The 26,400-nt window shown below is 67.6% G+C and carries 23 protein-coding genes and 6 pseudogenes; 15 read left to right on the top strand and 14 right to left on the bottom strand.

Going from position 1 to position 26,400, the window contains the following annotated elements; genetic code table 11:
- Positions 1 to 363: 363 nt before the first annotated feature.
- Positions 364 to 975, top strand: a pseudogene (locus OG842_RS01865) (protein kinase domain-containing protein); the annotation flags it as partial.
- Positions 976 to 1,066: 91 nt separating this feature from the next.
- Positions 1,067 to 2,515 (top strand): protein kinase domain-containing protein, encoded by a 1,449-nt coding sequence (locus OG842_RS01860; RefSeq protein ID WP_323185694.1) that lies wholly within the window; start codon positions 1,067 to 1,069, stop codon positions 2,513 to 2,515.
- A gap of 527 nt (positions 2,516 to 3,042) precedes the next feature.
- Here the strand turns inward: OG842_RS01860 and OG842_RS45120 are convergent.
- The 3 genes and pseudogenes from OG842_RS45120 to OG842_RS01840 form a co-directional block, all read right to left on the bottom strand.
- Positions 3,043 to 4,115, bottom strand: a pseudogene (locus OG842_RS45120) (IS630 family transposase).
- Positions 4,116 to 4,401: 286 nt separating this feature from the next.
- A pseudogene (locus OG842_RS01845) lies at positions 4,402 to 4,632 on the bottom strand (carboxymuconolactone decarboxylase family protein); the annotation flags it as partial.
- A 164-nt stretch (positions 4,633 to 4,796) separates the two neighbouring features.
- Positions 4,797 to 5,543 (bottom strand): hypothetical protein, encoded by a 747-nt coding sequence (locus OG842_RS01840; protein ID WP_266733379.1) that lies wholly within the window; start codon positions 5,541 to 5,543, stop codon positions 4,797 to 4,799.
- A 187-nt stretch (positions 5,544 to 5,730) separates the two neighbouring features.
- On the opposite strand from OG842_RS01840, the gene OG842_RS01835 reads away from it, so the two are divergent.
- The 3 genes from OG842_RS01835 to OG842_RS01825 all read left to right on the top strand — a co-directional run bounded on the left by OG842_RS01835 (position 5,731) and on the right by OG842_RS01825 (position 8,815).
- Complete coding sequence (locus OG842_RS01835; RefSeq protein WP_266726812.1) at positions 5,731 to 6,372, top strand: hypothetical protein; 642 nt, start codon at positions 5,731 to 5,733, stop codon at positions 6,370 to 6,372.
- 334 nt (positions 6,373 to 6,706) lie between these two features.
- Positions 6,707 to 7,270, top strand: a complete 564-nt coding sequence (locus OG842_RS01830) for an isochorismatase family protein (protein ID WP_266726811.1) — start codon at positions 6,707 to 6,709, stop codon at positions 7,268 to 7,270.
- A gap of 777 nt (positions 7,271 to 8,047) precedes the next feature.
- Positions 8,048 to 8,815: an aminoglycoside adenylyltransferase domain-containing protein gene (locus OG842_RS01825; protein ID WP_266726809.1), complete on the top strand. Its 768-nt coding sequence runs from the start codon at positions 8,048 to 8,050 to the stop codon at positions 8,813 to 8,815.
- 205 nt (positions 8,816 to 9,020) lie between these two features.
- Here the strand turns inward: OG842_RS01825 and OG842_RS01820 are convergent.
- The 3 genes and pseudogenes from OG842_RS01820 to OG842_RS01805 form a co-directional block, all read right to left on the bottom strand.
- A pseudogene (locus OG842_RS01820) lies at positions 9,021 to 9,491 on the bottom strand (transposase family protein).
- A 134-nt stretch (positions 9,492 to 9,625) separates the two neighbouring features.
- A pseudogene (cynS, locus tag OG842_RS45115) lies at positions 9,626 to 10,055 on the bottom strand (cyanase); the annotation flags it as partial.
- Between the two features lie 176 nt (positions 10,056 to 10,231).
- Positions 10,232 to 10,855: a DJ-1/PfpI family protein gene (locus tag OG842_RS01805; RefSeq protein WP_266726808.1), complete on the bottom strand. Its 624-nt coding sequence runs from the start codon at positions 10,853 to 10,855 to the stop codon at positions 10,232 to 10,234.
- Positions 10,856 to 10,943: 88 nt separating this feature from the next.
- Between OG842_RS01805 and OG842_RS01800 the strand changes: the two genes are divergently transcribed.
- Both OG842_RS01800 and OG842_RS01795 read left to right on the top strand, forming a co-directional pair.
- Positions 10,944 to 11,171: a GntR family transcriptional regulator gene (locus tag OG842_RS01800; RefSeq protein ID WP_266726807.1), complete on the top strand. Its 228-nt coding sequence runs from the start codon at positions 10,944 to 10,946 to the stop codon at positions 11,169 to 11,171.
- Positions 11,172 to 11,433: 262 nt separating this feature from the next.
- On the top strand, positions 11,434 to 11,895 hold the full coding sequence (locus tag OG842_RS01795; protein ID WP_401878967.1) for a GNAT family N-acetyltransferase: 462 nt from the start codon (positions 11,434 to 11,436) through the stop codon (positions 11,893 to 11,895).
- 115 nt (positions 11,896 to 12,010) lie between these two features.
- Here OG842_RS01795 and OG842_RS01790 read toward each other — a convergent pair.
- The 3 genes from OG842_RS01790 to OG842_RS01780 form a co-directional block, all read right to left on the bottom strand.
- Positions 12,011 to 13,221 (bottom strand): IS3 family transposase gene (locus OG842_RS01790; protein WP_266726803.1). Its coding sequence is split into 2 segments (ribosomal slippage): positions 12,011 to 12,930 and positions 12,930 to 13,221, totalling 1,212 coding nucleotides; the frame shifts between segments, so codons are not numbered across the junction.
- Between the two features lie 392 nt (positions 13,222 to 13,613).
- A complete protein-coding gene (locus OG842_RS01785) occupies positions 13,614 to 14,411 on the bottom strand; it encodes an MBL fold metallo-hydrolase (protein WP_266726801.1) in 798 nt (265 codons plus the stop codon).
- Between the two features lie 137 nt (positions 14,412 to 14,548).
- Positions 14,549 to 14,926 carry a VOC family protein gene (locus tag OG842_RS01780; protein WP_266733377.1) on the bottom strand — a complete coding sequence of 126 codons (378 nt, stop codon included), beginning with the start codon at positions 14,924 to 14,926 and terminating at the stop codon, positions 14,549 to 14,551.
- Between the two features lie 64 nt (positions 14,927 to 14,990).
- Here OG842_RS01780 and OG842_RS01775 point away from each other — a divergent pair, with 64 nt between their 5' ends.
- A complete protein-coding gene (locus OG842_RS01775; protein ID WP_266726799.1) occupies positions 14,991 to 15,158 on the top strand; it encodes a hypothetical protein in 168 nt (55 codons plus the stop codon).
- Between the two features lie 181 nt (positions 15,159 to 15,339).
- Here the strand turns inward: OG842_RS01775 and OG842_RS01770 are convergent, their stop codons facing one another.
- Together OG842_RS01770 and OG842_RS01765 are read right to left on the bottom strand one after the other, a co-directional pair.
- Positions 15,340 to 16,545: an NADH:flavin oxidoreductase gene (locus OG842_RS01770; RefSeq protein ID WP_266726797.1), complete on the bottom strand. Its 1,206-nt coding sequence runs from the start codon at positions 16,543 to 16,545 to the stop codon at positions 15,340 to 15,342.
- A gap of 493 nt (positions 16,546 to 17,038) precedes the next feature.
- On the bottom strand, positions 17,039 to 17,695 hold the full coding sequence (locus tag OG842_RS01765; RefSeq protein ID WP_266733375.1) for an NAD(P)-dependent oxidoreductase: 657 nt from the start codon (positions 17,693 to 17,695) through the stop codon (positions 17,039 to 17,041).
- 69 nt (positions 17,696 to 17,764) lie between these two features.
- Between OG842_RS01765 and OG842_RS01760 the strand changes: the two genes are divergently transcribed.
- The 3 genes from OG842_RS01760 (at position 17,765) to OG842_RS01750 (ending at position 19,851) form a co-directional block, all read left to right on the top strand.
- Positions 17,765 to 18,154 (top strand): winged helix-turn-helix transcriptional regulator, encoded by a 390-nt coding sequence (locus OG842_RS01760; protein ID WP_266726793.1) that lies wholly within the window; start codon positions 17,765 to 17,767, stop codon positions 18,152 to 18,154.
- A 283-nt stretch (positions 18,155 to 18,437) separates the two neighbouring features.
- A complete protein-coding gene (locus OG842_RS01755) occupies positions 18,438 to 18,692 on the top strand; it encodes a DUF2283 domain-containing protein (RefSeq protein ID WP_266726791.1) in 255 nt (84 codons plus the stop codon).
- A gap of 697 nt (positions 18,693 to 19,389) precedes the next feature.
- Entirely contained in the window at positions 19,390 to 19,851 is a 462-nt protein-coding gene (locus tag OG842_RS01750) for a hypothetical protein (RefSeq protein WP_266726789.1), read from the top strand.
- Positions 19,852 to 21,298: 1,447 nt separating this feature from the next.
- Here OG842_RS01750 and OG842_RS01745 read toward each other — a convergent pair.
- The 3 genes from OG842_RS01745 to OG842_RS01735 form a co-directional block, all read right to left on the bottom strand.
- The gene (locus OG842_RS01745) at positions 21,299 to 21,760 is read right to left on the bottom strand and encodes a hypothetical protein (RefSeq protein ID WP_266726787.1); all 462 of its coding nucleotides are present in this window, start codon (positions 21,758 to 21,760) and stop codon (positions 21,299 to 21,301) included.
- A 266-nt stretch (positions 21,761 to 22,026) separates the two neighbouring features.
- Entirely contained in the window at positions 22,027 to 22,161 is a 135-nt protein-coding gene (locus OG842_RS01740) for a hypothetical protein (protein ID WP_266726785.1), read from the bottom strand.
- A 267-nt stretch (positions 22,162 to 22,428) separates the two neighbouring features.
- On the bottom strand, positions 22,429 to 22,611 hold the full coding sequence (locus tag OG842_RS01735; protein ID WP_443063958.1) for a hypothetical protein: 183 nt from the start codon (positions 22,609 to 22,611) through the stop codon (positions 22,429 to 22,431).
- A gap of 163 nt (positions 22,612 to 22,774) precedes the next feature.
- Here OG842_RS01735 and OG842_RS01730 point away from each other — a divergent pair, with 163 nt between their 5' ends.
- From OG842_RS01730 to OG842_RS01715, 4 genes and pseudogenes are all read left to right on the top strand, one after another.
- On the top strand, positions 22,775 to 23,125 hold the full coding sequence (locus OG842_RS01730; protein ID WP_266726783.1) for a 5-carboxymethyl-2-hydroxymuconate Delta-isomerase: 351 nt from the start codon (positions 22,775 to 22,777) through the stop codon (positions 23,123 to 23,125).
- A 402-nt stretch (positions 23,126 to 23,527) separates the two neighbouring features.
- The gene (locus OG842_RS01725; protein ID WP_266726781.1) at positions 23,528 to 23,926 is read left to right on the top strand and encodes a hypothetical protein; all 399 of its coding nucleotides are present in this window, start codon (positions 23,528 to 23,530) and stop codon (positions 23,924 to 23,926) included.
- Positions 23,927 to 24,085: 159 nt separating this feature from the next.
- A pseudogene (locus OG842_RS01720) lies at positions 24,086 to 24,235 on the top strand (IS701 family transposase); the annotation flags it as partial.
- A gap of 1,200 nt (positions 24,236 to 25,435) precedes the next feature.
- Positions 25,436 to 26,395 carry a hypothetical protein gene (locus tag OG842_RS01715; protein ID WP_328512072.1) on the top strand — a complete coding sequence of 320 codons (960 nt, stop codon included), beginning with the start codon at positions 25,436 to 25,438 and terminating at the stop codon, positions 26,393 to 26,395.
- Positions 26,396 to 26,400: the final 5 nt, after the last annotated feature.

Raw genomic sequence — 26,400 nt, 5'->3', positions numbered from 1 at the left:
GACGCCCCCTGCCGCTGACGCGACTCACTTGGTACGCAGAGTCCATGAGTTGCGGCGTGTGTGCCTGGAAGAGCTTGGACCGGCGGACCTGCGCATCCTCATTTTGCGCCGTGATCACTACGTTGCCGGAGACCGCGGTTGCTGACCTGCCGCGCGGCGGAGCCGAGGAGCTTGCCCGCTTCCTCGCACGGCCCGAATCGCTCCCGGACGTAGTCGTGGCTCCGGCGCTCGGGAACGAGTGCTCTCTCGGGTGGATCCAGGGAGAGGCTCACGACGTCACGGACCCTTGTCGATGAAGTGCGGGTCCGTGGACGGCTTGAACGTCTGCGAGCGGCACGGCGCCAGTGCGAACGCCCCGCCGGCATGCAGATCCCCCGCGGACGGCTGCTGAAGTGCCGGCCGCCACGGAGTTGCTCACGGATGAATCCTTGCGCGTCCCGGAGGCACATCGTTCCGCGGGGCAGTGACCCGGCTGCGGAGAAACACGGTGTCAGTCGGCTGTCCGGCCGAACGGCTGACTTTCGATCAAGAGTGCCCTACCGTCATCTCGTGTACACGCTATCGCCTGAGGACCCGTCACACATCGGGCCGTACCTGCTCATCGGTCGTCTCGGGGCCGGTGGCATGGGGCGGGTGTACCTGGCCCGTTCCGAGGGCGGCCGTACCGTGGCGGTCAAGGTTGTACACGATGGCTTTGTGCACAACCCCGAGTTCCGAAGGCGGTTCGCCCAGGAAGTCGAGTCCGCGCGCAAGGTCGGCGGGGCCTGGACCGCACCCGTCCTCGACGCAGACATCGAGGGCCCGGTGCCCTGGGTCGTGACCGGATATATTCCAGGCCCCGACCTGCACGCCGTGGTGTCGGGGGAGCACGGGCCGCTGCCACTGGCATCGGTGCTCGCCCTCGCCAACGGGCTCGCCCGGGCACTCGGCGATATCCACGGCGCAGGCCTGGTCCACCGCGATCTGAAGCCGTCCAACGTCCTGCTCACCGTCGACGGGCCGCGCGTCATCGACTTCGGCATCGCGCGTGACCCCGGTCGACGGGTTCCTCACCAGGACCGGCGCCGTGATCGGATCACCGGGCTTCATGTCGCCGGAGCAGGTCCGCGGCGAACCGCGGGTCGCCCCGGCCTCGGACGTCTTCTGTCTGGGGACGGTCCTCCACTACGCAGCCACCGGCCGGACCCCGTTCGGTGCCCTGGACCGTGGGGCGCACGCACTGATGTTCCGCATCGCCGAGGAGGAGGCGGATCTGACCGGTCTGCAGCCCCCGCTGGCCGAACTGGTACGGGACTGCCTGGACAAGGACCCTCGTAACAGGCCCACAACGGATGAGATCGCCGCCCGTACCGAGCCCTGGTCCCTGGCTGCCCGTCCCGCCTGGCTGCCCGCCGAACTCCTCGCCAGGCTCGGCTCCCAGGCGGGCCGTCTCCTGGACCAGGACGCCCCCGGACGGGTGGTCACGTCAGCGTCGGTGCTGCAACCGGGGGCGGAGCCCCAAGCGCGGGGGGAATCCGAGCCGGACAAGGAGCCGGAAGCGGAGCCGATACCAAGTCCGGAGCCGACCCCCGATCCGAAGCCGGCCCCGGAGCCTACACCCGGCCCGGATCTTTCCCTCGACCCGGATCTGGATTCGGCGCCGCAGGACAGGACGATGCCGGGGGCGGAGGCACTGCACCCTCGGAGACCGAATCGGCTGCGGCGGGGGCTTGCGCTTGCCGCAGGGTTGCTCGTCCTCACCGGCGCGGGGGTCGTGCTCGCTCCGGTGTTGGGCGAAGCGGGCACGGCAGGGGACGGCGATGGTACGCCGGTGCGGAGGACGTCGGCGACGCCTTCCGTCGACAACACCTCCGGCTTCGTGGGGACCTGGTCGGGCGAGGTGACGGACGGCACGGAGGAGGGAGGCGTCCAGTTCGTCAGTTTCACGATCGACAAGAGGGACACGGGGACGAGGAACAGTGCGAACTTCGTCCTGCAGTACCCGGAGCGGGTCTGCCTGGGGCAGATCCGAGCCATGGTTGTCGATGACCGGCACACGGTCGTGACACATCAGGATCTGGACGCGACCGACCTGGACCAGGGGTCCTCCTGCTCACCGGAAACTCAGACGCTCACGCTCAAGGGCGAAGCGTTGGAGTGGCGAGCCGGAAACATCAAAGCTCTTCTGCGGAAGGACGCCTCAGCACAACCGAGCGACGAGGTCCTGCAGACGTACGTGGGGTCATGGACGACCCCGGACACCAAACCGCCGATGAGTCTCGACATCCGTCGCCTCAAGCCGGGAGCAGAGATCGAGTTCTCAGCAGGCGAGGGCAGCCGTTGGTGCGGTGTGACGGCTGTCGTCACCGTGGTCGCTCGGGACAGGCTCTTCGCCGCCGTGAAGGTTCCCACCCAGCCGGACATGGGCATCTGTCACGGCCACGACACCTTCGACATCCGCCCCGCCGGGAAGGACCGCCTGCGGATTCTCACCCGGCGCGGCGCCCCCTATGTCTTCACTCGAACCGGGGCCTGAAGGGCGGACAACGGGGCAGGGCACTGGGCCTCGGCGATACCGGTCAGAACCGCCTTCGGCCTCAAGTGACTTCACCCACCTCGGACGAACCTTCCTGTCGATCGGCCGGTACACTCGCTGGCCATGCCCATACCGAGACTCGCATGGATCACCCCGCGCCGCGTGAGAGTCGCCGCCGTCCTGGCTGCGGTATTCGCATCCGGTTGGTACCTGGGACAACCCGTCAGGCTCCCGCAGTGCGGTGCTCCGATGAAGCCCGTACGCTACAGCAACTACTTGGCAGCCGATCTGCCCCGAGGCTGCGAGGACAAGCCGCGACTCCTGGCCTGGCTCACAGGAAACCTCAGCTGAAGGCAGGAGGGACGGATCGCGCTCATGGCGGCGACTTTCGGGCCTGCCTCGTCCAACATTCACGAGGACGATGACGTTGTGTCAGCGAACGCTCATCGCGACCCCGCTGCCATAGGCCTCACGGGAGTTGACGATGGGCGGGGGTGGCTGTCCGACGGCTATCTGACTTCGGCTCGTCAGGGTGAGGTCGGGGTGTCGAGGGTCAGGCCGGTGCCGGCTATGAAGCCGTCGAGGGTGTCGGGGCGGTACTGCAGGCGCTTGAGCCGGTTGCGGACGAGGGCCTCGAGTCGGTCGAGGGCCATGACGGCGAGGTTGGCCAGGCTGCGCTTGACGTGCGCCCAGACCCACTCCACGGGGTTGAGGTCGGGCGAGTAGGCGGGAAGCAGGAACACCCCAGGCACGCTCGGCGATCAACTCACGCATGGCGTGGGAGACGTGGGTGTTCAGGCGGTCCCAGACCAGCACGATGGGCGCCTTGGCGAGCTGGTGCACGCCGTCGACCAGAGCGATGAAGTCACGCTCGCCCACGCTGCGGCGCTGCCCTTGCCCGCGGGGTGGGTACGCAGGCGGCGGCACAGCCGGGTGCACGAGCCCGGCCGCATGGCGATCAGTCCCGCCACGGACAGGCGTCCCGAGCGTCGGCCACTGACCGTCACGACCGGTGTGCGGCCTCGCCGGCCCCAGGTGCGTCCTCTGGGCGGCCTGCGGGTGAAGCCTGCCTCGTCCTCGAAGCAGATGTAGCCCCCGCAGGCCGCCCGGGTACTTCTACCTCCGCCCAGGTCGCCTCCTTCCGCGTGGTGACGGCCTGCTCGTCCCGCTCGGCCACCCTGCGCGCGGGGACCTGCGGGCTGAAGCCGAGCCGGTGCACCAGCCTCGTGGCGCCCGAGACGCTGTACGAGACGTGGAACTTCCGCCCGATCAGCATGGCCACCCTCGCAGCGGTCCACGCCTGGTCCTCCACCCAGCCATGCGCGGCCGGACCCTGCTCCAGATACGCGGCCAGCTTCTCCAGGCAGCGCTCGGACAGCCGGCACCGCGACCCACTCGGACCGCGTGACGCCAGCGCCCCGACCCCGCCCTCGCGCCACAACTGGTGCCACTGATAAGCCGACTTCAGACTCACCCGCAGACGCCGTGCCACTTCCGGCGGCTTGACCTCCTGCTCGAACAGCTCGGCCGCCTGCATCCGCACCGACTCCCGACGCACCCGTCCCGCAACGGTCAGCCCGCCCCCATCCGAATACCTCACACACCCTCGAATACAGCCACCACACCAAGCCCATCAGGGACTTCGGGAAAGTTCACCCTGACGAGCCGAAGTCAGTAAACGCATCGCAGCACCGCCGCGGTGGTCGGGCGCGACGTACCTCCTCGGCCACGTCGACAGGTTCCGGCGTGACGATCGCAATTACCTGGCAGGCCACCCGACGACTCCGTCCGCGGGAAAGGGCGTGCGAATCCCTGTTGTCCGTGGCATGCGCGGGCCCGGCCCGGACCGCGAACGATCCCGGGACGGGCCGCGTTTCACCTGTCGGTCAGCTCGACGTACTGGCGAACATGCCGGGCTCGTACGAGCCTCCCGGATTGTGGACGATCACGTTCATCCGGGTGGCCGCATTGATCAGGGAGACCAGGCAGACCAACGCACCGACATGGTCGTCGTCGTAGTGCTTGCGCACCTCGGCCCAGGTCTCGTCGGACACACCGTGGTCGCCGAGCCGGGTTCCTTCCTCGGCGAGCGCCAGCGCGGCTCGCTCGGACATGGTCCTTGCCGACAAGACATCCCAGGCGGATAAGCGTCATACTCCTCCCGCGCCACCCGCGACTAGCTGCGCATACCCGTGCAAGCGCGGCATCAGCACGGCCATTCCCGTTTCGGCCGATACCGTCGAGCGGTGTGGCGACCGCCCGATGCTGCCAGGCCCACGACTCAGGAGCAGGAGCGAACCGCATCGTCCCAGGCGCCGGGACTGCGGTAGTGGTTCTTGTGCCCCGCGGCGAGCACCTGGCGTAGTTCCGCACGGTGCTGCGCGTCCATCGGGAGTTCCAACTGATCGAGGAGGGCCGGCGCGGCGGCTGGTTCCAGATCGCCGTAGACGTCGTGGAAGCTTGCCCGGAGGCCGCGGAAGAGGGCTGGGTGCAGGGTGGGGAGCCGCATGGCGGTGCGGTATATCGGTTCCTTCACGGACCAGCGCACCGGACCCGAGCACTCCAGGACCCGACAGGCTCGGCGGAGCAGGGCTTCCGATGGATCGGCCACCACGCGGTCGATGTCGCTACCGAGCACTTCGGCGAAGGCCGTCGCGGAAGTGGTGTGATCCTCGAACCAGTCCACCCACAGCGAGTAGGTGACAGCCTCGACGTCCCTGTCCACCTCCAATCGCTGACGGTAGCCTTCCCACAGTACATCGGCCGGAAGGGGCCCCTCCGCGCTCCCGTCCGCGAACCGGATCTCGCAGGTGACCCAGTATTCGTCGAGCAGGTCCAGCAGCCCGAAGGCCAGTCGCACCTGGTCGGCTGCATCCAGGTCTTCGGCGAACACGTCGCCCGCCCAGGAATGCGCCACTTGGTTGGCCGTGAGCAGCACGTCCGGCTTCTCGTCGCTCACCCATCCGCCGAGCACCTGGCCAACACCTTGATCAGCCAGCCAACGCCGTGCCGTCTCCACGGCTTGCATCTCCATTCTGGAAGTATGGCAAGCCTCCCAAGACCCGAACGAAACAGCCCAGCCTCCTTGCGGCGATGCAGCCCCCGCCGCTTACGTGCCGTCCAGACGAGGTCTTGCCAGCACATGTTCCGGAACCGCGAACGGCGGACCGAAAAACGGTTCGACGGCTCCACAGGGTCCTGAACCGTGGCGCACCATGACGAACTTCGAACTGGTTACTGTCGCGGACGTTCGGATCATGCAGGGGATGGCGCAGCGTGTCACCGCCACCCGCCCGGACCTGGTGAACAGTGATGCGTCGTTCGGCGAGCTGGCCTGGAACTGGGGCAAGGGGCAGGCCGGCGAGGGCGCGAACTGGCGGCGTGGGCTGTGGTTCTCCGGTGGGGAAACGGTGGCCTGGGGCTGGGCACACCTTCCACACCAAGTGAGGCGGAGCGACGGGTCGGTGAAGGACGTGACCAGCGCCTATCTCGCGTATCAGGTCCATCTCGACCACGCCGGGCCGGTCGATGAGGTGATCGACCGGTACGACGACACTGCGGCAGACACCGAGCGTACGGTGATGCCGAGTGCCGCCGATGAGTTCGCCCTCAAGCGATGGGCGGCGCGTATGGGGGCCGGCAAGGGCGATGCTGCTGCAGGGGATGCACCTGGCACGGGCGGCCGGGGTCACTCATATGACGGTCGCCTGCCTGGGTGCGCCGGGACATCCCCAGGCGCGTGGGCCGTACTACGGCGTCGGTTCCGGGAGTTGACGCGCGACGCCCCGCTCATCAAGAGCAAGAGCAAGAGCAAGAGCAAGAGCAAGAACAGGACCAAGACCAAGGCCGCGGGCTGAGGACCGTCCGTTCGGGTAGTCGCAGTTCAGGCCACGTCGGATCGGGTCACGACCTCTGTACGTGGGTGTCGTCAGCGTGGCGGTTCGACCGCAGGAGGAGGCAGTGGATCGTGCTGCCCAGGTCGAGAGTCACGTCGACCGGATCAAGGCTCAAGCGCCAGATGTTCGGTGGTGCAGGCTTCCGCCGTCTTCAGGAACGAGTCCTGCTGGCGTGAGCGAGATGCTGGAGATCCAGTGGGTCCGTCCTGTCCGGCCCGTGCTCCTGTCAGTGGCCCGGCCTACTGTAGGGACGACAGCGGATCCATGATGATGAAGACAATGAACAGGAGTTTCCTTGACGACTCTGACCGATCGGCCGAATACCGCGCTGCTCGTCATCGATGTCCAGAACGGGGTGGTGGCAGGCGCCCATGAGCGCGATGGTGTGATCGCGAACATCAACACCCTGGTTGGCAAGGCACGTGTCGAGGGCGTGCCCGTCATCTGGGTGCAGCATTCCGACGACGATCTCAAGCGAGACAGCGAGCCCTGGCAGTACGTGTCGGAACTGGTCCGCCGGGATGCTGAGCCTCTCATCCACAAGATCTACGGCGACTCGTTCGAGGAAACCGCCTTGGAGGCGCTGCTTGCCGAGCGCGGGGTGGGCCGGTTGGTCGTGACGGGGGCCCAGAGCGACGCGTGCATCCGCTCGACGCTTCACGGGGCCTTCGTCCGCGGGTACGACGTGACACTGGTCGGCGACGCACATACGACGCAGGACCTCACGGAGTACGGCGCTCCGGCCCCGGGCCAGGTGATTGCGCACACCAATCTGTACTGGCAGTGGCAGAGCGCACCCGGACGCCGCGCGGGGACGGTCGATACAGCGGAGGTGACATTCACCGCGGACGCAGGCTGAGCCGTCGCGGTTCGGAGACCCTTGTTCTCGTCCGGGGCAGCGTGGTGTTGCGTACGGGCGCGATGGGCGTGGTCGGTCAGCCGGGGGTAGGCAGCAGTGTGGGGGTGTCGGCTTCCTGGGCGGTGGCCAAGAGGGCGCGAAGACGCAGGCATCCTCACTCCTTGCCCCGCAGATCTCGCCCAGTGCCGCCCATGGGAGCGCCAGTTGCTGTGGTCCCGGGCGAGAGGAAGAGGCAGACGTCATCGTGGCCGGAGCACAGCCCACGGAGGCGTCGACCTGTCAAGAATGCCCCGAGGACCGGACCCCCGCGCCCGACGAGTACGGGCCCGTGGGGGAGAAGACGCTGACTGGGCCGGGCAAGAAACGACTGGCTGAGAGAAACGCAGACCTCCGCCAGCGTAGAGCCGATCGGGCAGGGCACCGGAGTCGTCCTCGTACGGCCGGCGACCTCCCGCCTCCCGTCCGATCGAATTGCTCCTGGAGTGCTGGCGCCGACGCCACCGGCGTCTGCTTCGCAGGCCCCGGTGGACCCACGCGTCATCAATGGCGCCGTGGTCGGCATCCTGTCCGGGGCTCGCGGCTGCGCCGAGCCCGACTCAACCGCCGTGTACTCCAGCGTCGCGGACCACCTCACGTTCCTCCAAGGACCCGTCCGGTCTCCGGGGCCCGCATCGGCCAGGTGCGGGCTGTTTCCCGTAAGGGTGGGTGTCGATCCGGCGGGCGAGAGCTCCTGGCGATGCCGGCGGAGTTCGGCGAGTCGCCTATAGGCTCTGCTTCGTGGCTACCGATGCGTTTGTGCCCTGCGATGTCGTTCGCTACGTTGCTGAGGTCTCGGCCGCCCTCGCCGGAGTCCGCCCCGACCTGGTCGGCGTCTACTTGCATGGCTCGGCTGTGCTCGGGGGGTTCCATGCCGCCCGCAGCGATGTGGACGTGCTGGCGGTTATCGCCGATCCGGGCACCAAGGCCGACCAGCAGGCCATGGGCGAGGCGGTGGTAGAAGTCACGGCGCGGTGTCCCGGTACGGGGCTGGAGATGAGCGTCATCACCGAGGCGACCGCGGCCAGCCTCGGTTCCTGTCCGTTCGAGGTTCACATCCGCACCACAGCGACCGAGACCGTCGTGATCCCCGGGGCAGACCATACCGGTGATACGGACCTGGTCCTGCACAGCGTCGTGTGCCGTGAGCACGCGCTCGCCGTCTGCGGTCCACCGGCCTCCGCGGTCTTCGGCCCGGTTCCCGCCGACAGGGTAGGCGCCGCGATGGTCAGTGAGCTGCGATGGGCGCTGGATCACGCGACTGCAACGTATGCGGTGCTCAACGCCTGTCGTGCGCTGCGCTTCGCCGATGACGGGCAGCTGTGTTCCAAGCTCGACGGCGGCCGTTGGTATTTGGCCCGTCATGGTGACAACGCGGTCGTCGCGGCGGCCCTCGCTCACCAACGCGACGGACATACGGGACCGGCGACATCCGCAGCCACCGCATTTGTGGCAGCAGCATGTGATCGCCTGGGCCTCTCCGGCCCGGTCCCAGGCCCTTCACGGTAGCTGCTGGCGGCGGCCACCACGTGGTGGCGAACGGACCTGAGAGCTGTCCCGCAAATGACCTTCCACGTGGGCAAAGACGTGCTCGACGCGTGCTCGGACCTGCTTGTGGGCGTTGATGTCCGTTTGCTCCAAGCGGGTATTTCCTGGGCCTTGCGGCGGTTGCGAGGTATCACCGATCCGATGCCTGGACAGTCACTGAAGTCTTTCAGCGTTGCCGCTCCGGAGTGAGGACCGCTGCGGCGATTGACGTCATTCGATTTGGGCTGCACCGCGCCTTGCGGAAGATCCGCCAGGACTTGAGACGGGCGATGCCATCCTCGACCGGGGCTCGCGCCCTCGACAGCGCCTGGCTGACTGTCTGTTGGGTGAGGGTCAGTTCACCTCCTGCGGGCCGTCTGGCGGGTGTGGTCACCCACGCGCTGGCCCCGATGCAGGTGCGATCGGACAGGGGTAGCGTCGAGCAGTACGAAGGGGTGTGCGCGGTCCCGACCGAGATCCCGAACCCGGCAGCGATCTGCGCGAGGGGCTCGTGCTTGCGCAGCTACACCAGAGTGTCCAGGGCACGCTGGTGCGGCGGGAGCTTGCACCGCTGGTCACCCTCGTGGGTGGCGATGAGCATGGTGATCCACTCGACCAAGGCGTGCGGCAGGTCGAGCGCAGCAGGATTCCGTCCCAACAAGGCTTCACCGCTGTTGGGTTGAGGTTTCGAACACCTCCCTCAACGGCGCGGGAGCCTTCCACGTATTGGTCATGCTCCTGTCCCCCAAACGCTGACCGCGCTGGAAGGCCTCGGTCACTGGGCCAGTTGTAGGGCAGAAACTTCCCGTCGAGGGTGATGACGACTTGCTCGGCCCCGTCGTGGGTCGTGCGCCCGATCTCCGGCTTGAATTTGATCGCGCTCGTGATCCCGTCGCCGAACTGTTCGTGGATCAGCTCTTTCAAGGCCGGGCCATAGACCTGCAGCGCCTCATAGAAGCGGTAGATCGTCGGATCGGTCGGTACCGCGCTGGGAAGTCCGCCGCGCTACAGAACGGCGGGCGAGCATCGGCACAGCTTCCGCAGGCAGGTCGAGCAGCTCGGCGACCCGGCGTGGGCTGTCCGGTGGGAGTGGATGTTGCCCGAGCAATGTTGCGGTGGTCCACACCAGCGGCCGGTCGATCGCGTCAGCCGGCTGCTGCCACGTGAAGCCCTTGGCCAGTCTGCTGGAGGCGATCGCAGCCGTTGCCTCGTCGCGATACATGCCCGGCCGGTGGTCGCTCGGCGCCGGTTGTGCGCAGCGCCGTACGCCGCGCCATTCCCCGCGTCGTTCATTGCTTCGAGATCTTCCTGTCCAAGGCTCCGCCAGGTGCCGGGCCGCGAACGACCGGCCAGGCTGCCGAGAGAGCTTTCCGGCCGGACGCCGCTCGCGACCGGTGTTCAGACGAGCACCGGTGCGGGAGCGGGCAGGTACGGGGTGATGTTGCGCCAGGCGCGCTCCATGTATTCCTTCTTCTCGCCGACCGGGGCGACATAGTGCAGTGCACCGTCGGCGGCCTCCTTGCCCTCGAGACGGGCGATGATCCAGGCGGCGAGGTAGTGCGAGGCCAGGCAGCCGCCGGCGGTGGCGATGTTGTCCTTGGCGTAGAAGGGCTGGTTGAGTACCTCGACGCCGGCAGCGATGACCCAGGGCTTGGTGATCAGGTCGGTGCAGGCGGGGATGTCGTCGAGCAGGCCGAGCCTGGCCAGCACGAGTGCGCCGGAGCACTGCGCCGCGATGAGCTGGCGCGAGGGGTCCAGACCCCGCAGGATGTTCATGATCGCCGGGTCTTCGACGACCTCGCGGGTGGCGATGCCACTGCCGACGATCACGGCGTCAGCGGCGCACGCCTCCTCAAGAGTGGACATCTGCTCGATGACCACCCCGTTCATCGACGTCGCCTTGGGACTGGGGGTGGCGATGGTGACGCGCCAGTCGTCGGTCTTGATGCGGTTGAGCACACCGAGCGCGATCAGGGAGTCGAGCTCGTTGTAGCCCTCGAAGGTGAGGATGGCGATGTGCACGGCGGCTGTCCTTCCGGGTGGGCGGGTCTTGACGGTAAGGAGCCGCGAACAGGACAGTCAAAGAATTGTCATGCATACAATCCGGTGCATGGCAGCTTCGCGGCACAAAACACTGGTCGACGCGTTCGCCGCCGACATCCGGACCGGGCGGCTCGCCGCCGGCGCACGGCTGCCGACACACCGCGGGCTCGCCGCCCGTGAGGGCATCGCCGTGGTGACCGCGACCAGGGTGTACGCCGAGCTGGAAACGATGGGCAATCGCCGCAGTCGCCCTCATCCTGGAGCGGGGTCCGTGGCGCCGAGATGGACGACGTAGTCGCCCGACAGCCTCTCAACTCGATGTACCGCGAGGTTGGTGCGGGTCGAGAGCCCGTGGATCCGATCCGGTGGCGATCTCGCCCAGGCGCGAGGACCAGGCCGTTCGACGCGCAGGGCGCCAGGCCGTGGCAGTGGGCCGGGGCCCGAGCCGGGGACTGGGGTGCGTACGCTGCCGAGACCAGACGCCGACCGATACGGAAGTGACTCAGGTGGACATCCGACAATGTCAGGACCGCGACCTTGAAACCCTGGAGAGGCACATGCCCTCACCCGGACAGACATGCCGTCATGCGACGCGATTCGAAACGCAGCAGCAGGGTCTCAGCACCTTCCTGGTCGCCTGGTCCGACGGAACCCCCGTCGGGACGGCACAGATTCTGTGGCGCGGGTGCAAGGCAGCCGAGGTCCATGAACGCTTCCCGGAATGCCCGGAGTTGAACGGTCTTGGAGTCTGGCCACCGCATCGGAGATCACAGGGCATCGGGACCGCCATCGTCCGTGCCGCGGAATCCCGGGCCCGGCGCGACGGCTACCAGCAGATCGGATTGGGCGTAGACGATCAGAACCACCGTGCAGCCTCGCTCTACCTCCGACTCGGCTACCAGGAAACCGGCTGCCGATACCTCGACCGCTATCACTACCTCGACGACGACGGAGTGCGCCACGAGGTTGCCGACCCCGCCCGGTTCCTGATCAAGCAGCTCACCGGACAGCCAAGCTGACACGTACCAGCCAACGTCCACATCGCCGCGGCAGGCGCCATGCAAGCACCTTGTTCAGAGGTTTCCAAACACCCGAACTCCCACCACGGGCCTTGACCCCGGATTGTGAACACGTCTATGCGGCTTGGGCCAGGGTAGTTGCTGCGGGTTGGAGGCCGTTCTCGTAGGCGATCGGGGATCTTTGGCCGAGGCGGGAGTGCCTGCGTCGGGTGTTGTATCGGGTCAGCCGGCGGAAGGCGTCGAGCCTGGCCTCGCGCTCGCTCGGCCAGGCCTTTCGGCCTTTGAGTGTTTCTCTCTTGAAGGCTGCGTTGAAGCTTTCCGCGGCGGCGTTGTCCGCGCTGGACCCGATCGCGCCCATACTCTGCTGGACCCCTGCTGACCTGCAGATCTCGGCGAAGGCCCTACTCGTATATTGCGAGCCGTGGTCGGTGTGCATGATCGCTCCTGCCAGGCTCCCGCGGGTCCGCTCGGCGGCCGCCAGGGCGTCGGTGACGAGCTCGGTCCGCATGTGGTCGGCGATCGCCCACCCGGCCAGCCGGCGTGAGGCGAGGTCGATGACGGTTGCGAGGTAGAGCGGCTTCGCGCCGCTGACCGGCAGGTATGTGATGTCCCCGACGTACTTCGTGTTCACCACAGCCGCGGTGAAGTCACGCCCGATCAGATCTGGCGCCTTCGCCGCGGCCTGGTCCGCGACGGTGGTGCGGTGCCGGCGGCGCAACCGGACTCCCTCGAGCCCGATGGTCCGCATGATCCTCGCGACGCGTTTGTGGTTGATAGCCGGGCCGTCCCCGTCACGGAGCTCGGCGGTGATCCTCGGAACTCCGTAGGTCCCGTTGGAGTCCTGGTGGACCTTGCGTATTCGGGCCGCGAGCCCGGCCTCGACGGCCTGCCGGGCCGCTCTTGCGGCTGCGGTGCGGCGCCAGTAGTAGAAGCTCGAGCGGGCCAGGCCGAGGATGTCGCAGAGCCGCTTCACGCCGTGACGGCGCTGGTGATCCTCAACGAACTGGTAGCGGTTCACCAGCGCGTCTCCGTCGCGAAATACCGGGCCGCCTTACGGAGGATGTCGCGTTCTTCCTCGAGTTCGCGGATCCTCTTGCGTGCTGCGGTCAGCTCCGCCTGAACGTCGTTGCCTTCGGTTCGGGCAGCGGTCGGCGGTGCGGAGTGAGCGCCGGGCCGGCGCCCGTCCGCGGCTCGGATCCAGTTCCTCAGCGTCTCGGTGTTCACCCCGAGATCAGCGGCGACCGACTTGATTGTCGCTCCCGGCCTCGACCGGTACAACGTGACCGCGTCCGCCTTGAAATCGGCGGGATAGTGCTTCATCCCCACAGGGACTCCGTTCTCCTGGACCATCAAGATCCAAGTCTCTCCGGTGTCCAAAATCCGGGGTCAAGGTCCCCCGACCACCTCGCCCAGAACATAGCCGCCGGCGCTCTGCGCCTGTCGGAGACCGAACTCACCGCCCTGAACGCTCCGGACGGCTTGTTGCCATCAGTGGACCGATGGGAAGCCGGGCGTTCTGACGAGCACCCAGCCCGATGCGGCGGAGGGCAGGGAAGCGGGCCTGGTGCCCTTGCGTACAGTCGCAAACGAGTGGGTGTACGTCGCCACCTCAGCGGTCTCGGCTTCTCGACGACGGCGCCCGACGAGGGGGCGTCGCACCGTCGTGCGCCCTCGTACGGACTCCTGGCCGGTGAGGGTGGCCAGTCCTGCCGGATCCCTCAGTTTCTGGGCCCGGCAGCACCTGCCGTACCGATGGAGAAACTTGCGCCGGGCGCTGCGTAGTCGACAGGACCGGCGAACCGGGCCGAGGCGCGGGCGACCGCCTGCTGCGGGGTGAGGAAACGACCGACGTGGGTGACGATCAACCGGCCGGCTCCGGCGCCGCTCGCCGTGCTTCCGGTGTCCTCGGGTGTGTGGTGCACCTGGTCACCGTCGGTTGGCACCTGGGCGCTTTCGGCCTCGCACAGCAACACATCGCACCCGCAGGCAAGTTGTGTAAGGTTCGCGCAGGGCGCGGTGTCGCCGGAATAGACCAGTGAGCGGTCCTTGGCGTCGATGCGTACGGCGAAGGCCGGGATGCCGTGCTCCACTGCCCGGCTGGTCAGCGTGAGTGCGCCGATCTGCGCCCGGTGGCCGTCATACAGTTCATGGACGGCGAAGGCGGACTCGACGGGGCTGCGCGTCGCGGTGTTGGTGAGGAAGCCGGCCAGCCGGTCGGCGATGCCCGGCGGCCCGTACAGGGGAATCGGCGCGGTGAGTTGAATGTCCGCGAAGAGCGCCGCGTAGTAGGCGGTCAGCAGGTCCGAGCTGTGATCGGCATGAAGGTGCGAGATCCAGATCGCGTCCAGCTCGTCGAGACGGGCATGGCGCTGAAGTTGTGCCAGCGTTCCGCTACCCGCATCCACCCAGACCCGGGTGCCGCCGCTGGAAACCAGGTAGCCGGAACACGGGTTGTCCACGCTCGCGTACGGCGTCGCTGACCCCAGGACGGTCAGATGGAGAAGATTGCTGGCCATCCGCGGAGTTTATAGAACACTTGATCCGTAGCTACCGGCAGGCCATCCATGCCGCGGCCTGCGTTTGTCGTCTCGTCGTCCGTCCACGCAACTCACGATGATGCTCACCGATGGCCGCACCGCGTCGGCGTCCGATGTCAGTCCCGGACGAGACAGAACGGGTGTCCTGCCGGATCCGCGAAGATGCGCCAACTTCGCTTTCCGTCACCCTCGTCGAGCAACGTCCCACCCCGATTGAGGACATCCTCCTGGGCTCGGTCCAGGTCCTCGACCGCCAGGTCAAGATGGAACTGCTGGGGATGAGCGGAGTCGGGCCAGCGCGGCGGCCGATGGTCTTCCGCGCGCTGGAAGGCCAGGACGAACCCACCGTCGGTGTGGAGCGTTGCCCAGCCCTCGCCGAGCGACCACCGTGGATCAGGCCGGTTCACCACGCCGCCGAGAAGCGACTGGTAGAACCGGGACAGCTCACCGACATCAGCACAGTCCAACACCACACACTGCAGCTTGGCAATCACGAACGGCAGCGTCTCACGATGGCTGATCAAGATCTACAGCTTGAGTGCCGGTGTTCTGCGGCGCGTGAACAAGCATCGGCAGGAACCTCGCCAGTTCGGCTCGGACGCGGCGAAGGACTTCGTGGGGAAGTACGACGACATCGAAGCCGCGGAACGCCAGACCTGCGTGGTCCACCCCGTTTCCATGCCTGAGTCGACCGCCGAGTCTCGTCAACGAGCCGGCGCCGGGTGAGGGCCTGCACGGGTCCTCGTGCAGCGGCGAACGCGGTCTCGGCGCCCTTCGTGAGCCGGCCGGTGTCCCGTCCGGATCGGCTCGGGAACCGTTCCCCCGGATCCTGCGGGACCTGTTGACGTGTTGTCCGCTGGTTGCGCCGCCCGGTTCGGGAGTAGCGGAGTCCGGGCGGGATGCCGGGTCAACGCCGGGGAATCGGTTCCGGGTCCACGAGCACGCAGCGGGTTCCGCTGTAGATGGTGGGCATGCAGCGGTTGCAGTGCACGCACAGAGACGTGTTGCTCGTTCCGGCCGTGTAGCGGTTGACCAGGTCGGGCTCGCGCAGCAGGGCACGGCCCATGGCCACGAAGTCGAAGCCCTCGGACATGGCCTGCCGTGCGGTGGCGAGGTCGGCGATGCCGCCGAGCAGGATCAGCGGAAGGTCCAGCGCTGCGCGGAATTGGCGGGCCGACTCCAGCAGGTACGCCTCCTGATAGGGGTACTCGATCAGGAAGCGCCTGCCGAAGGCCTGCACGCCGAGCCGCTGCGGCTGCGGGAAGGCGGCGGCGAACTGGCGCAGCGGGGCTTTGCCGCGGAAAAGATACATCGGATTGAGCAGGGAGCTGCCGGCGGTGAGCTCCAGCGCGTCGATCGTGCCGTCGTCCTGGAGCCACCGAGCGAGCTGCAGACTCTCGTCCAGCCAAATGCCGCCGGGGACACCGTCGTCCATGTTCAGCTTGGCGACGATGGCAATCCGGTCGCCGACCGCGTCGCGCACCGCGCGGGCGGCCCCGCGCGCGACCGCCGCCCGGTTGGCGAGGCTGCCGCCGTACCGGTCCCGGCGCCGGTTGAGCTTGGGGCTGAGGAACGCGCTGGCGAAGTAGTTGTGCCCGAGATGGATCTCCACGGTGTCGAAGCCGGAAGCGACGGCGATCTCCGCAGCCTCGCCGTGCGCCCTGATGATCCGGGCGATGTCGGCCTCGGTGGCGGCCTTGGTCGTCCTCATGCTGAGGGGATTGAGCCGGCGGGTGGGGCCGAGCGCCGGGCTGCGGTTGGAAGCGGCGTCGGCGACCGGCCCGGCGTGGCCGATCTGGGCCGACACCGCAGCGCCTTCGGCATGCACGGCATCCGTCAGGCGGCGCAGGCCGGGGCCGGCTTCGGGGCGCATCCAGATCTGGTGACGCTCGGTTCGGCCCTCCGGGGCCACTGCCAGATAGGCGACGGTGGTCATACCCACCCCGCCCGCTGCGGGTCTGCGGTGGTACTCGATCAGCTGGTCGGTGACCAGCGCTTTCGGAGTGGCACCCTCGAAGGTTGCTGCTTTGACAATGCGGTTGCGCAGAGTCAGCGGGCCGAGCTTCGCCGGGGTGAGGACATCGGGGACATCACGGGGCGCCGATGTGGCCATCAGTCAGACATCCTTTCCGCGCACGCAGACGACGGAACAGATCCCACATCAGCAGCGCAGTGACGGCATATCAGTTCGAGTCGTTCGGGGCTCGGGCTGCCGAAGGGTAGGGCCGGTCCGTGCCGCTCCGGGCAGTCGCGTCCTGCAGGACAGCACAGTCTCCCTGCACTTTCAATTGCGTGTGGAAAATGCGCACTTACCCTTCGGTGTGCTCCCGGTTCGAACGAACGGATGGCCGCGGTCTGCCTTGGAGCATCACCAACTCATCTCCCGCCAGGTCAGGCCGAGAGCGCTTGGTCTGCCCCCGTTCATCGGAATCGGAATGCATCGACGCCGACGCCGACGCCGACGCCGGAGCAGGGGTCTCACCCACCTTCTCGGGGATCCCTGATCTCACCGAACTCGCCGCGAGAGTCGGCGGCCGCCGCTCAACCGCAGGCATGCCCCCACAGAAGCGGCGTCCCACGCTCCGAGTTGTCATGGCCCTCCGGCGTCACGCCTCCCTCACGCTGACGGCAGCCCGGTGATGGCGGGGCGCCTCGATCTCGTCGATCAGCGCGATCGCCAGGTCCGCGTATGCAATTCGGCTGGCCGGGTCGCCATGCTCAGCGATCTGGTACCGGCCGGTGCGCGTGCCCTCATGGTCGAAGTCACCTGCCGGGGCCAGATACACCCAGTCCAGGTCGCACCCCCGTAGTTCGTCGAGGCCTGCCGCGTGGCCGAGGGAGAAGGAGCGGTACTCGTTCGGGTAACCGGGCTCGTCCATCAAGGGGGCACCGGATGCACCGGGCATGACCGACGCGAGCCCGACCACCACGAGGCGGCGCACACCCACGTTGGCCAGGCCGGTGGTCAGGGCTCGGGACGACGAGGTGAAGAACTCGTGTGGCGGCACGGACAGGTCCGCGGCGGCACTGACGACGGCGTCATGGCCGGCGGCCGCATGCTCGATGCTCGCCGTGTCCGTGACGTCCCCGGCCACGACCCGCACGTCTGTCAGGTCGCCGTGGCCCGCAGGTTCGCGCACCACCGCGGTGACCTGATGTCCGCGTCGGTGCGCCTCTGCCACAACCTGCCGCCCGGCCCGACCTCCTGCCCCGAAAACCACAATCTTCACGACGAACCGCCTCTCACCAGGGCCGGGGCCCATGCAGCCGGCCAGTTCCCGGAAGCTACCGAAGCCCTCGGTTACCACGGGGATACTGGCTAGAGTGAGACCATGAGGGAACCGTTGCCCGCCGACATGTTCGACGAACTGTGCCCGTCCTCACTCAATCCGATCCGTTTCGGCGACAAATGGGCGGCACTCATCATCCGCTGTCTCGAGCACGGGCCGCGCCGGTTCTCCGAGCTGCGCGTGCCACTGAGCCGCGTCACCCCCAAGGTCCTGACCCAGTCGTTGCGGTCGCTGGAACGAGATGGTCTGGTCAAGCGCACCGTCTACGCCGAGGCCACCCCGCATGTCGAGTACGAACTGACGCCGTTGGGCCGCAGCATGCTCCAACCGATAGCGGTAGCTTGCGCCTGGACGGAGAAGCACTGGGACGAGCTGCTCGACGCCCGGGAGTCGTACGACGCCACCACTCGCCCGACCGCACTGGACAGCTAGGGCATTGTCGGTCGGCGAAGTGGTCGAGGCCCAGGGGCCTTTCCGCTCGCAGTGAACTCCTCCACACCAGGATCCAAGCTTCGGTGAGACGGCAGACGCGACACTCCAGGGCTGCTGTTCTTGCGCGATATTCCTTGCGGCGCTACTCGCATCACTCGCATCACCGACGTCGTCAGGGCCGTCATGGCCTTGCTCGCAGCGGCAGCATGAGCTCAGCAGGACCCCAGGGTGGACGGGGCAGTAGCGAGATCGAGATCACCTGCATCAAGGGAGCCAACTCACCGTGGCAGACATCAAGGTCACCTACGACAAGACCGCTGACGCAGCGTACGTGTACTTCACCGATCCGCAGGACTGCGTGAATTCCGCCCAGATGTATCCCTGCGATCCGGTGGACGTCGACGGCGTGATCAACCTCGACTTCGACGAGCGGGGCCGCCTCATAGGCATCGAGGTATTGGCGGCCAGTTCAAAACTGCCCGAGTACCTCCTCAAGTCGGCAAAGCGACTGGACACCGAAGATGCCTGTAGCAACTGAGTGCGGCAGTTGGCCCCCTCGCCCGGCAGCGGTTCGGAAAGGGCTCACTGCCATGTGGAGGAGGTAAACGCTGTCAATCCGTGTGCGGCTTCAGGAGGGCGACAGCCCCGTATCTCAGCATGCGTAGAAGTGCATCCTCGCCGGTCTGAAGTGCCAAGAGCATGACTTGCCGACCGCTCGGCCACCCCAGGTCCTCCGTCAAATCGACCGTAACGGGCCGTTGGCGGCCGCGCAGCGACGGCGGCGGTGAAGGTGTTGGCCCAGCGTGTGCCGCGTGGCGCTTCGTTGTATCCCCGGCGCATTCGGGATGAACCTGGAGGAGGGCTTGGGTCTCGCCGGGAGCCGCGCCCGCTTGTTCGCTCGCTGCGTGAATGTCTCGACTGCTTGAAGGAGCTGCCCAACCTCTGGCGGGTATGCAGGCCTCTGCTGGCTGGGCAGCACGTCGTGGCTCTGAGTGCCACCCGGGCAAATCCGTGACCTGCGGCAATAGGCAGGACCGACTCCTCGTTCCGCCGGCTGCCTCTGCGACCTGGACCCTTCTCATGTGGCTGCGCTGATGCCTTCCCGTAGTGCTGGACCCGTGCCCGGGGGTGGGCAGGCGCGGCGGCTGGGGGCTGTTGGATCCCTCACCGCGCCTACCGCTAGAGTGCGATGCTTGTTCGATTCGCCGCGAGGCGGATGGGGAGGGGGAGAGGTTTTGAGCGCGCAACTGAGAGAAACCGCTACTGAGTTGGCGGAGATCTTGTGGCGGGAGCACACCGTTTACCGGGAGCGGTCCGGCGGTGTGGTCATCCGGGGTGAGCATGTACGGCGGTGGATCAGCCTCGCTCCGGCGGGCGGCCGGGACGAGATCCTCGTACGCGCGGGGCGCATCCTGGATGGCGGCACTACCGCTCCGGCACGTTCGGAGGCCGTGGTGCCCCTCTCCGCTGGTACAGGCGTGCTTGCCGCGACCTGCCGTCGCCTGCTCGCCGAGGCAGCGGCAGATGCGGCGCCGGTCCCGCCGGGACGTGCAGCGCCCGGGCGGTCCAAACGCTCCGGAAAGGCCGCGCGGCCCAAAGGCAGCGGGAAGCACACCAGTTTCGGTTCATGGGTGATCCTCGCCTGTGTCGCAGGTGTTGTTGCCCTGTACGTCTACGTCACCGTGCTGCACGGATAGGCACTGCTTCTCGGTTCCATCCAGGACTCGGCTCATGACGCCCTCCCGTACGACAGCCGCCAGGCAGCCACGTTCCGCCGCCGCGAACAGGCTCGCGCCATACGCGCGGCACCCGCCGTGGGTGATCCCGTCAGCGTCTCCGGCCTCGCCCGCCGCGGCGAACGGGCCCGGACCACAGCGACTTCCATCGCCACGGCGACCTGCTCCAGAAATCCCAAGCCGTCGTAACGCAGCCACAGGCTGCCGACGGCCACGGAGTCACCAGCGCACACCTGCACGCAAGTTCTCGCCATCCGAATCAACCGGGGACAGCGCAGCGCAATCGACTCGGGGACATGGTGCATGAGCAGCCAGGGTGCACGTGTCGGAGTTCTGGCTCACATTCCCTGGAGCATGCCCGCTGAGTCACGATTGGCGGGTGAGTCGGCACCGGGGAAGTTTCCCGGATTGGGCCCGTCCTCGGTGCGGTATGGCTGACAGTCCGGCCCGTGGAAGAAGTAGCGCCCAGGCTGAAGGAGTTGCTGTTCCCGTCGATCGCCGACGTGGCAGTACTGTCCGTCGCCCTGAACATGAGACGGTACGGATAGCGGCTCCAAACAAGGTGGTTGGGTCCATCTGTACCGGATGCGGGAGCGGGGCATGGCGAATCCACTGCTCCCTCCTGCGATTTCCCGCTGATGTGCCCAGTGGAGGCAGCCGGGTCACTCGCTGATTGCGTGTCCGCAGGTTCCTCCGCCCAGTCATCTCGTACGGGCGGCGGACCTTCGCCGAACAGCTTCCAGCGTTGACCCGTCGGTATGGCCGGCGGACCGAGCGGCTGCGGTCGACGCTGGCCGCAGTCGGTCACGCGCCTGCTGGGCGGGCCGGTGCCCGCATGACGAATTGCTACGGCGTGTCCGCGAGCCGCAGCACGGTGCTGCGGCTGGTCGAAACGTGGCCCGACCTCGAAGTTCCGGCCCCGCAGATGGTCGGCGCCGACGAATACGCGACCCGCAAAGGGCGTCATTACGGGACTGTCCCAGCCTGCCCCCGAGCCCTCGATGACCCACAGGACGTCGACCAAGGCCTCGGCCACGGCGTGGGACAGAGACGCGTACACGGGCATCAGGGCGGACTCCCATCAGGCCACGGCAGCAGATTCCGGCCATCCCACCACTCACGACTGGCATCACACTCAGCGAAGCCAGTCGTCGGTGGGGTGACCGTAGCGTTGCCCATCGCCTGGATGAAGTGGAAACCGCAGCTGGGCGTCGAGCCCCGCCCGTAACCCGCTCGCCGGGCCGCGAGGCTTCGGCGCGCTGCCCGGCGATCTGGGAACGCTCGAACAGGGCGTTCCGCCTGTGATGGTGGCTGTCCAGCGGTGAGCCTCCCGGCCGCAGCGACCCGGCGCCGCGAACCCGAAGACGCCATGCGTTCTGGAGGCGTCATAGACGGGGCGCATCAGTCGTCACGGAAGGTCGGTGCGGCCCCACCAGTTCGGCCGTATCGGTACTCCGTCCGCATCACGTTCCACCGGCGGCGTCGAGGTCGGAGGCGGCACCGCGTCCGTCGGCTCCGGCTCCGCCTCCGGTTCTTCTTCAGGTTCCGCCTCAGGCTGGGCCGGGTGCGCCGGCGGCGTGGCCGGCGTGGCCGGTGCAGCGCTGTCGTCCAGCAGTTCCGCCACTGTGAACCGCGTGCTGAAGGACTGCCAGGCACCATCGATCACCAGGAGGAAACCGTCGCTTTCCCGGAAGAGCCGACGGCGCTTCGGACTTCTAGGGTGCTCCGGGGTATGTCTCCGGGCACGCTGCTCCAGCTCCACCAGAGCCTCTTCGCGCGTGCCGTCCACATGCGTCAGCACGTACGCCTCCCCGTGCTTGCGCTCCCCGATACCCACGGTCGTCTCGATGACCAGTCCCCAAATCGCCATGCTCCCGCCCCTCCCGTTCGAATCAAGAGAAAGCCTAAAGCGTGCTGCAGATAGATGTGGACGGGCATTTCTCCTGTGTGGGTGGAGCATTATCTGATGAGGCCTTCTGGGTAGAAATGCTGGCCGGGGGGTGAAGATGCTGCTGTTCGTGTGGCTGCTGAAGGCCGCTCCTGAAGGAATGGGAACCTGCTGAGTGGGGGAGACCATGGTGCCTGCCGCCGGCTGACAGGCGCAGCTGCTGGTGGCCGACTACAACAGGACGAACCTCACGATGCGCCAGCCTGGTCGCTGTTCGGCCGCTGGCCGGCCATCTCTGTCGGGTCATCCAGCGGCGGCAGCCACTGCTGGCGATCGAGCCGGCTGCCCGCCCTGTCGGCGCTGCGGAGCGGCTTCACCGACACCGCCCGGCACCTGGTCAACCAGCACCTCAATCGGAACTGCTTCGTACAGGTCCGCTCTGTCCGGGAGCGCGCCCCTCGGCGCCGCCATCGTGCGAGTTCGACGCTGGGCAATCCGACCGTACGGAGGCCAAGTCGGGAGAAGCCCGGTCGGCTTCTCGGACCGTGTCGCGGGCGGATAGGACCGTGAGGAATACGACCGGCCTCGACGTCGGCCGGGATGTCCTGACACTTCGAGCCCGGTCTGCCCGGCGCTCACAGGGAAGAACGTCACTTGGACGCGGTCGAGACCAGACCGGCGGCCACCGGCGCCCAGTTCATCGACAGGCTGCAGTGCGAGCGCGACGGTACCTCGGACACCTCCTCGAATGGAGCATCGACGTCGACACCAGCACCGCTCATGACGGTCGCATCCGGCCAGTCGAGGTATCCCTCCAGGGGGGTGGACCCCACCGTCTCCGTGAACTCCCGGTGGCAATCTCAGAGGTCTCCGGACATCCGCCTGCTGCCCTGCAAAGGTTCAGGCGTGATCCTGAACGGGGCGGTGGCGATCGATTGAGTCGGCCTCCGTAAGGTGGGAGCCGATCATGTGATCCCATCCGAGGAGTTGTCCGCCATGCCGCAGATCACCGTCGACTATTCCGGCCTGCTCGACGCGGCCTTCGACCGTCCGGCCTTCGCGCTCGCCCTGCACCCGATCGTCGTCGATACCGTTGACGCCCGCCTGGAGGCTTGCAAGACCCGCTTCCGTCGGGTCGAGGACTTCACCGTCGGCACCGAGACCGAGGGGCACGCCGTCCTGCACGTGGAGATCGGCCTGCTCCACGGCCGCACCGACGCGACCAAGGTCCGCCTCGCGTCCGCCGTGCTCGCCCTGGTCGCCGCCCAGGTCAAGCCAGTCGATGGCGTCACTCTGCACCCCTCCGTCGAAATCCCCAACCTGGACGCGTCCTACCGAAAGAGCTGACACACCTGCTTTCAAGCGCGACGAGCCGGCTGTCTGCCCAGCTTCCCGGCGCGCCGCCGCAACGTTGGAAGGCGCGGGGGCCGGCCGGTTGTACCGGCGGTTGCTGCAGGCCGCGCTGACCCGGCCGATCGACTGGTTGACCTCTCGTCTCGTCGCTCGAAGGGCTCATTCACCCAGCGCGGACGGCCAACTCCTGTGCGCTGAGACCTCGGTGGTCCAGCAGCCACTTCAATATCGTGCCGAACCCGGGGTGCTCCGTCATGCCCGCAGGTCAGTACTCCAGCTGTAGATCTCGATCACGTACGCCGAGGCCGGTCGTCGGTACCCTCCTCGCGTGGCTGAGACCTGGGACGAACGACAGCTGATCACGGACGGGTTCGAGCGTGTCCACATCAAATCGGAGTGGTACGACGGACCTCGTTCGGGTGTCGCCGAGTAGATGGCGCGGCTCACTACTTCCAGAACGACGACTACGCCAACATCAACGACGCTGCCGAATACCGGGTGTGGCCCGCGAGCGTGGAGGCGCTGGCCCTGGAGCGAGAGCAGTGGGCGATCTACGCCAGGCGGAATGAGCGACATGAAGCGAGGACCTCCGCGCCGGACAGCCATCCGGGCATTGGGGGAATCGATGCCCGGTACGACGAACTGAATGCGCTGCTCGCGTCGCACCGCCAGGCGCCCGCTGACGCGCGGCGGCTGGTGGCCCAGTGGCAGTTTGTCGCCGACCGTCGCTACCAGGTTGAGGGAGTCACCTGCTGGGTTCGGTGGCGTCCCGGCCAGACAGCGGTCGTTGAGTAATAGCGCCTTGGCTGCGGGCCATGATTTTGCTGGTGGGGCCGGTGCTGACACGGCTGTGACCACCGTTGATCATCGTGAGTTGTGTGGACTGACGAAGAGACGGTGGCCGCAGGTCACAGCATAGATCCCGGCCGCTGGCGGACGAACTTCGAGGCCCTGATGAGGCGGATCGCGGGCCGGTTCGCCCGGATCGAACCGCGGCGTCGGGTCTGACGGCTGGTGCTGGGGGTGCTCGCCGACCTGCCCCGCAAGAACTGCTGGACGATCGCCGAGTGGGTGGCGGATGCCACTCCGCTCAGCATGCAGAATTCTTGGTGATCGGCCTCTCGGGGAGTCCGCGATCCCGATCAAGTCGAGGCCGATCAAGACGACATCGGTGAATCTGCGCCACTGGGGCTTGTTCCGGTTCTCTCATGTCTTCCGGGCGTTGGAGCGGAGGGAGCCGGTGCCCTTGCCGACGGCACCTCGGAGGCCGCGCAGGCCGATGGCGCGGCAACGCTGAAGGGCATTGCCACAGCGAAGGCCTCAGGCAGAAGAGGTGTGCGCACGGGGCAGCCCGGAGACGGAGACGCAGTGACTGTTGAAGTCCTGCTGATCATTCACGTTGTTCAGGGGGAACCTTTCCCACTTGGTCAGATCACCCGATCGGTGGGAATGTGTGGCCCGCCCACGTCATGCCAGATTGGCGGCTCCGTCTGTGATTTGGCCCCGGGACAGCCGGTATTCAGGGGCCGCCGAACAGCAGCACCGGTGTCGGCTCAGTCCCGATTTCCTGCTGGGAATGGTGCTCGCGCTGGTCGCAAGGCGGGTTTCCCGGCCAACGGGGCCGCGTGGCGCGTACGGTGGGCTCGACGAACACGCCCCGCCCGTAATGACGGGAAAGCGCAGGCGGCAGGGACATAACACAGGAGGAAGAGCGGGATGACGCACGCCGCGGCGAGCGAGTTGGACGATCGGGTCCTGGGACGCAGATGGACCGTGCGCCTGGACCCCGCCGGGCGAGGCAGTACAGGAGTGCGCATCTCATGCAGCCGCCCAGCCTGCCCTGAGCAACGCCTGCCGACCGCGGCCGCCGGCCGTGCGGCCGCGGTCGCCCACCTCAAGGCCCACCTGAAGGCCGCTGCGCCGCCTCGGGCCCAGTCGTACTGCGCGTGCAGGGCGGAGAGTTGCCACGCCCATATCCGTCCCGCCGACCGGCAGACGCGTGCCCAGCCCTGGAGGTGCGGCGGGGCGGCGGTCCTGGCCGTTGTCACCGACCGGGAGGGCCGCTGGTGGCAGGCCATGGAGTGCTGTTCACGCTGCGCGGCCGCCACGCCTGGCGCGACGGTCGTCTCCACCGCCCCCGCCGTATTCGGCCCGGCGGCCGGCCCCCCGGCTACTGCCGGACCTCCGTCGGCCGTTCCTGCCGGCGCTCCGCAGTTCTCCGACCATTCCTCACCCACGGCCGGCATGCCCCCGGTGCCTGCTGCCCGCCCCGCCCCTGCAGGGCGAAACCGCGTAAACAGGCAGATGATCGCGCAGCGCCTCATCCCGCACGGTCTGCGGCCCGTTGTCCTGCGCGACGAGCTTGTCGAGCTCGGGGACCTGTTCCGTGCCTACCAGCAGCGCACCGAACCCGACCTGGGGCTCCTCGCCGACCTCCACGAACGCAAGGCACGGGCCTTCATGGCCTGGGCCGATGTCACCGGCGACATCAATTTGCGGCTGGAGGCACGGCGCGCCGAACAGGCCGCTGTCGCCGCGCGCTTCCAGCAGCTGCAGCGCACCGGCCACAGCGCGGACAGTGACGGGCCGACGGTGGCCCGCCTGCTGGCGGTGCCCACGCAGTGGGAACACGCACGTTCTGTCCTCGCGCACGTGGCCGACCACAGCCCGCTTCCCGGCCCAGAGGCACGGTTGTTGGCGGTGATGCTGACCCTGCGCACCGCGCACGCCGGTACCGGCAACCTCGTCGGGCAGGATCTGACGACGCTGGGTCTGACCGATCCGGAGGGCCTGGTCGGGGAGCTGGCCTGCTGCGGCTGGCTGGGCATCCCCGGCACCACCAGTGACCTGCTCGCATCCCGGCCGGAGAACCCCACTACCGTCACTGTGCCCTCCTTGGTGCCCGATGCGGACGGTTCCGGACCGTTCACGTTCGGCAAGAAGATGCGGCCCAAGCTCAGCGGTTGGGCCCAGAGAGTCGTCTCGGACAAGAAACTCCGCAAGGCCAAGGCGCCCGCGGCCGCCCGCCTGCTGGCGATGACGTTGGCAACCCAGACCAGCATCGATGGACGTCTCGGTCCCGGCGGTCGGGGGATCGCTCTGGAGTCTCTCGCTGCCTGGGTCCCGGTGGATCCCGAAGAGCTGCAACACCTGGTCGACCAGTTGACCGCAGCGGACTGGCTCACCGAAGTCACCCTCACCGAAACCCAGTTCACCGGTCAGGTGAGCGAACGCGTCCTTCCGCTCACCTGCCCGCTTCTCTAGTAGTG

Origin of the sequence: Streptomyces sp. NBC_00376 (assembly GCF_036077095.1) — a bacterium.
Classification (GTDB): Bacteria; Actinomycetota; Actinomycetes; order Streptomycetales; family Streptomycetaceae; genus Streptomyces.
This window is presented reverse-complemented; position numbering and strand designations above follow the sequence as displayed.

Excerpts from the sequence above, each read along its gene's own strand:
- OG842_RS01840 (WP_266733379.1), bottom strand. The coding sequence starts at position 5,543 with ATGCAAGCCGTGGAGACGGCACGGCGTTGGCTGGCTGATCAAGGTGTT.
- OG842_RS01835 (WP_266726812.1), top strand. The coding sequence starts at position 5,731 with ATGACGAACTTCGAACTGGTTACTGTCGCGGACGTTCGGATCATGCAG.
- OG842_RS01800 (WP_266726807.1), top strand. The coding sequence starts at position 10,944 with ATGGCAGCTTCGCGGCACAAAACACTGGTCGACGCGTTCGCCGCCGAC.
- OG842_RS01795 (WP_401878967.1), top strand. The coding sequence starts at position 11,434 with ATGCCCTCACCCGGACAGACATGCCGTCATGCGACGCGATTCGAAACG.
- OG842_RS01785 (WP_266726801.1), bottom strand. The coding sequence starts at position 14,411 with ATGGCCAGCAATCTTCTCCATCTGACCGTCCTGGGGTCAGCGACGCCG.
- OG842_RS01770 (WP_266726797.1), bottom strand. The coding sequence starts at position 16,545 with ATGGCCACATCGGCGCCCCGTGATGTCCCCGATGTCCTCACCCCGGCG.
- OG842_RS01765 (WP_266733375.1), bottom strand. The coding sequence starts at position 17,695 with ATGGGCCCCGGCCCTGGTGAGAGGCGGTTCGTCGTGAAGATTGTGGTT.
- OG842_RS01760 (WP_266726793.1), top strand. The coding sequence starts at position 17,765 with ATGAGGGAACCGTTGCCCGCCGACATGTTCGACGAACTGTGCCCGTCC.
- OG842_RS01745 (WP_266726787.1), bottom strand. The coding sequence starts at position 21,760 with ATGGCGATTTGGGGACTGGTCATCGAGACGACCGTGGGTATCGGGGAG.
- OG842_RS01730 (WP_266726783.1), top strand. The coding sequence starts at position 22,775 with ATGCCGCAGATCACCGTCGACTATTCCGGCCTGCTCGACGCGGCCTTC.
- OG842_RS01715 (WP_328512072.1), top strand. The coding sequence starts at position 25,436 with ATGATCGCGCAGCGCCTCATCCCGCACGGTCTGCGGCCCGTTGTCCTG.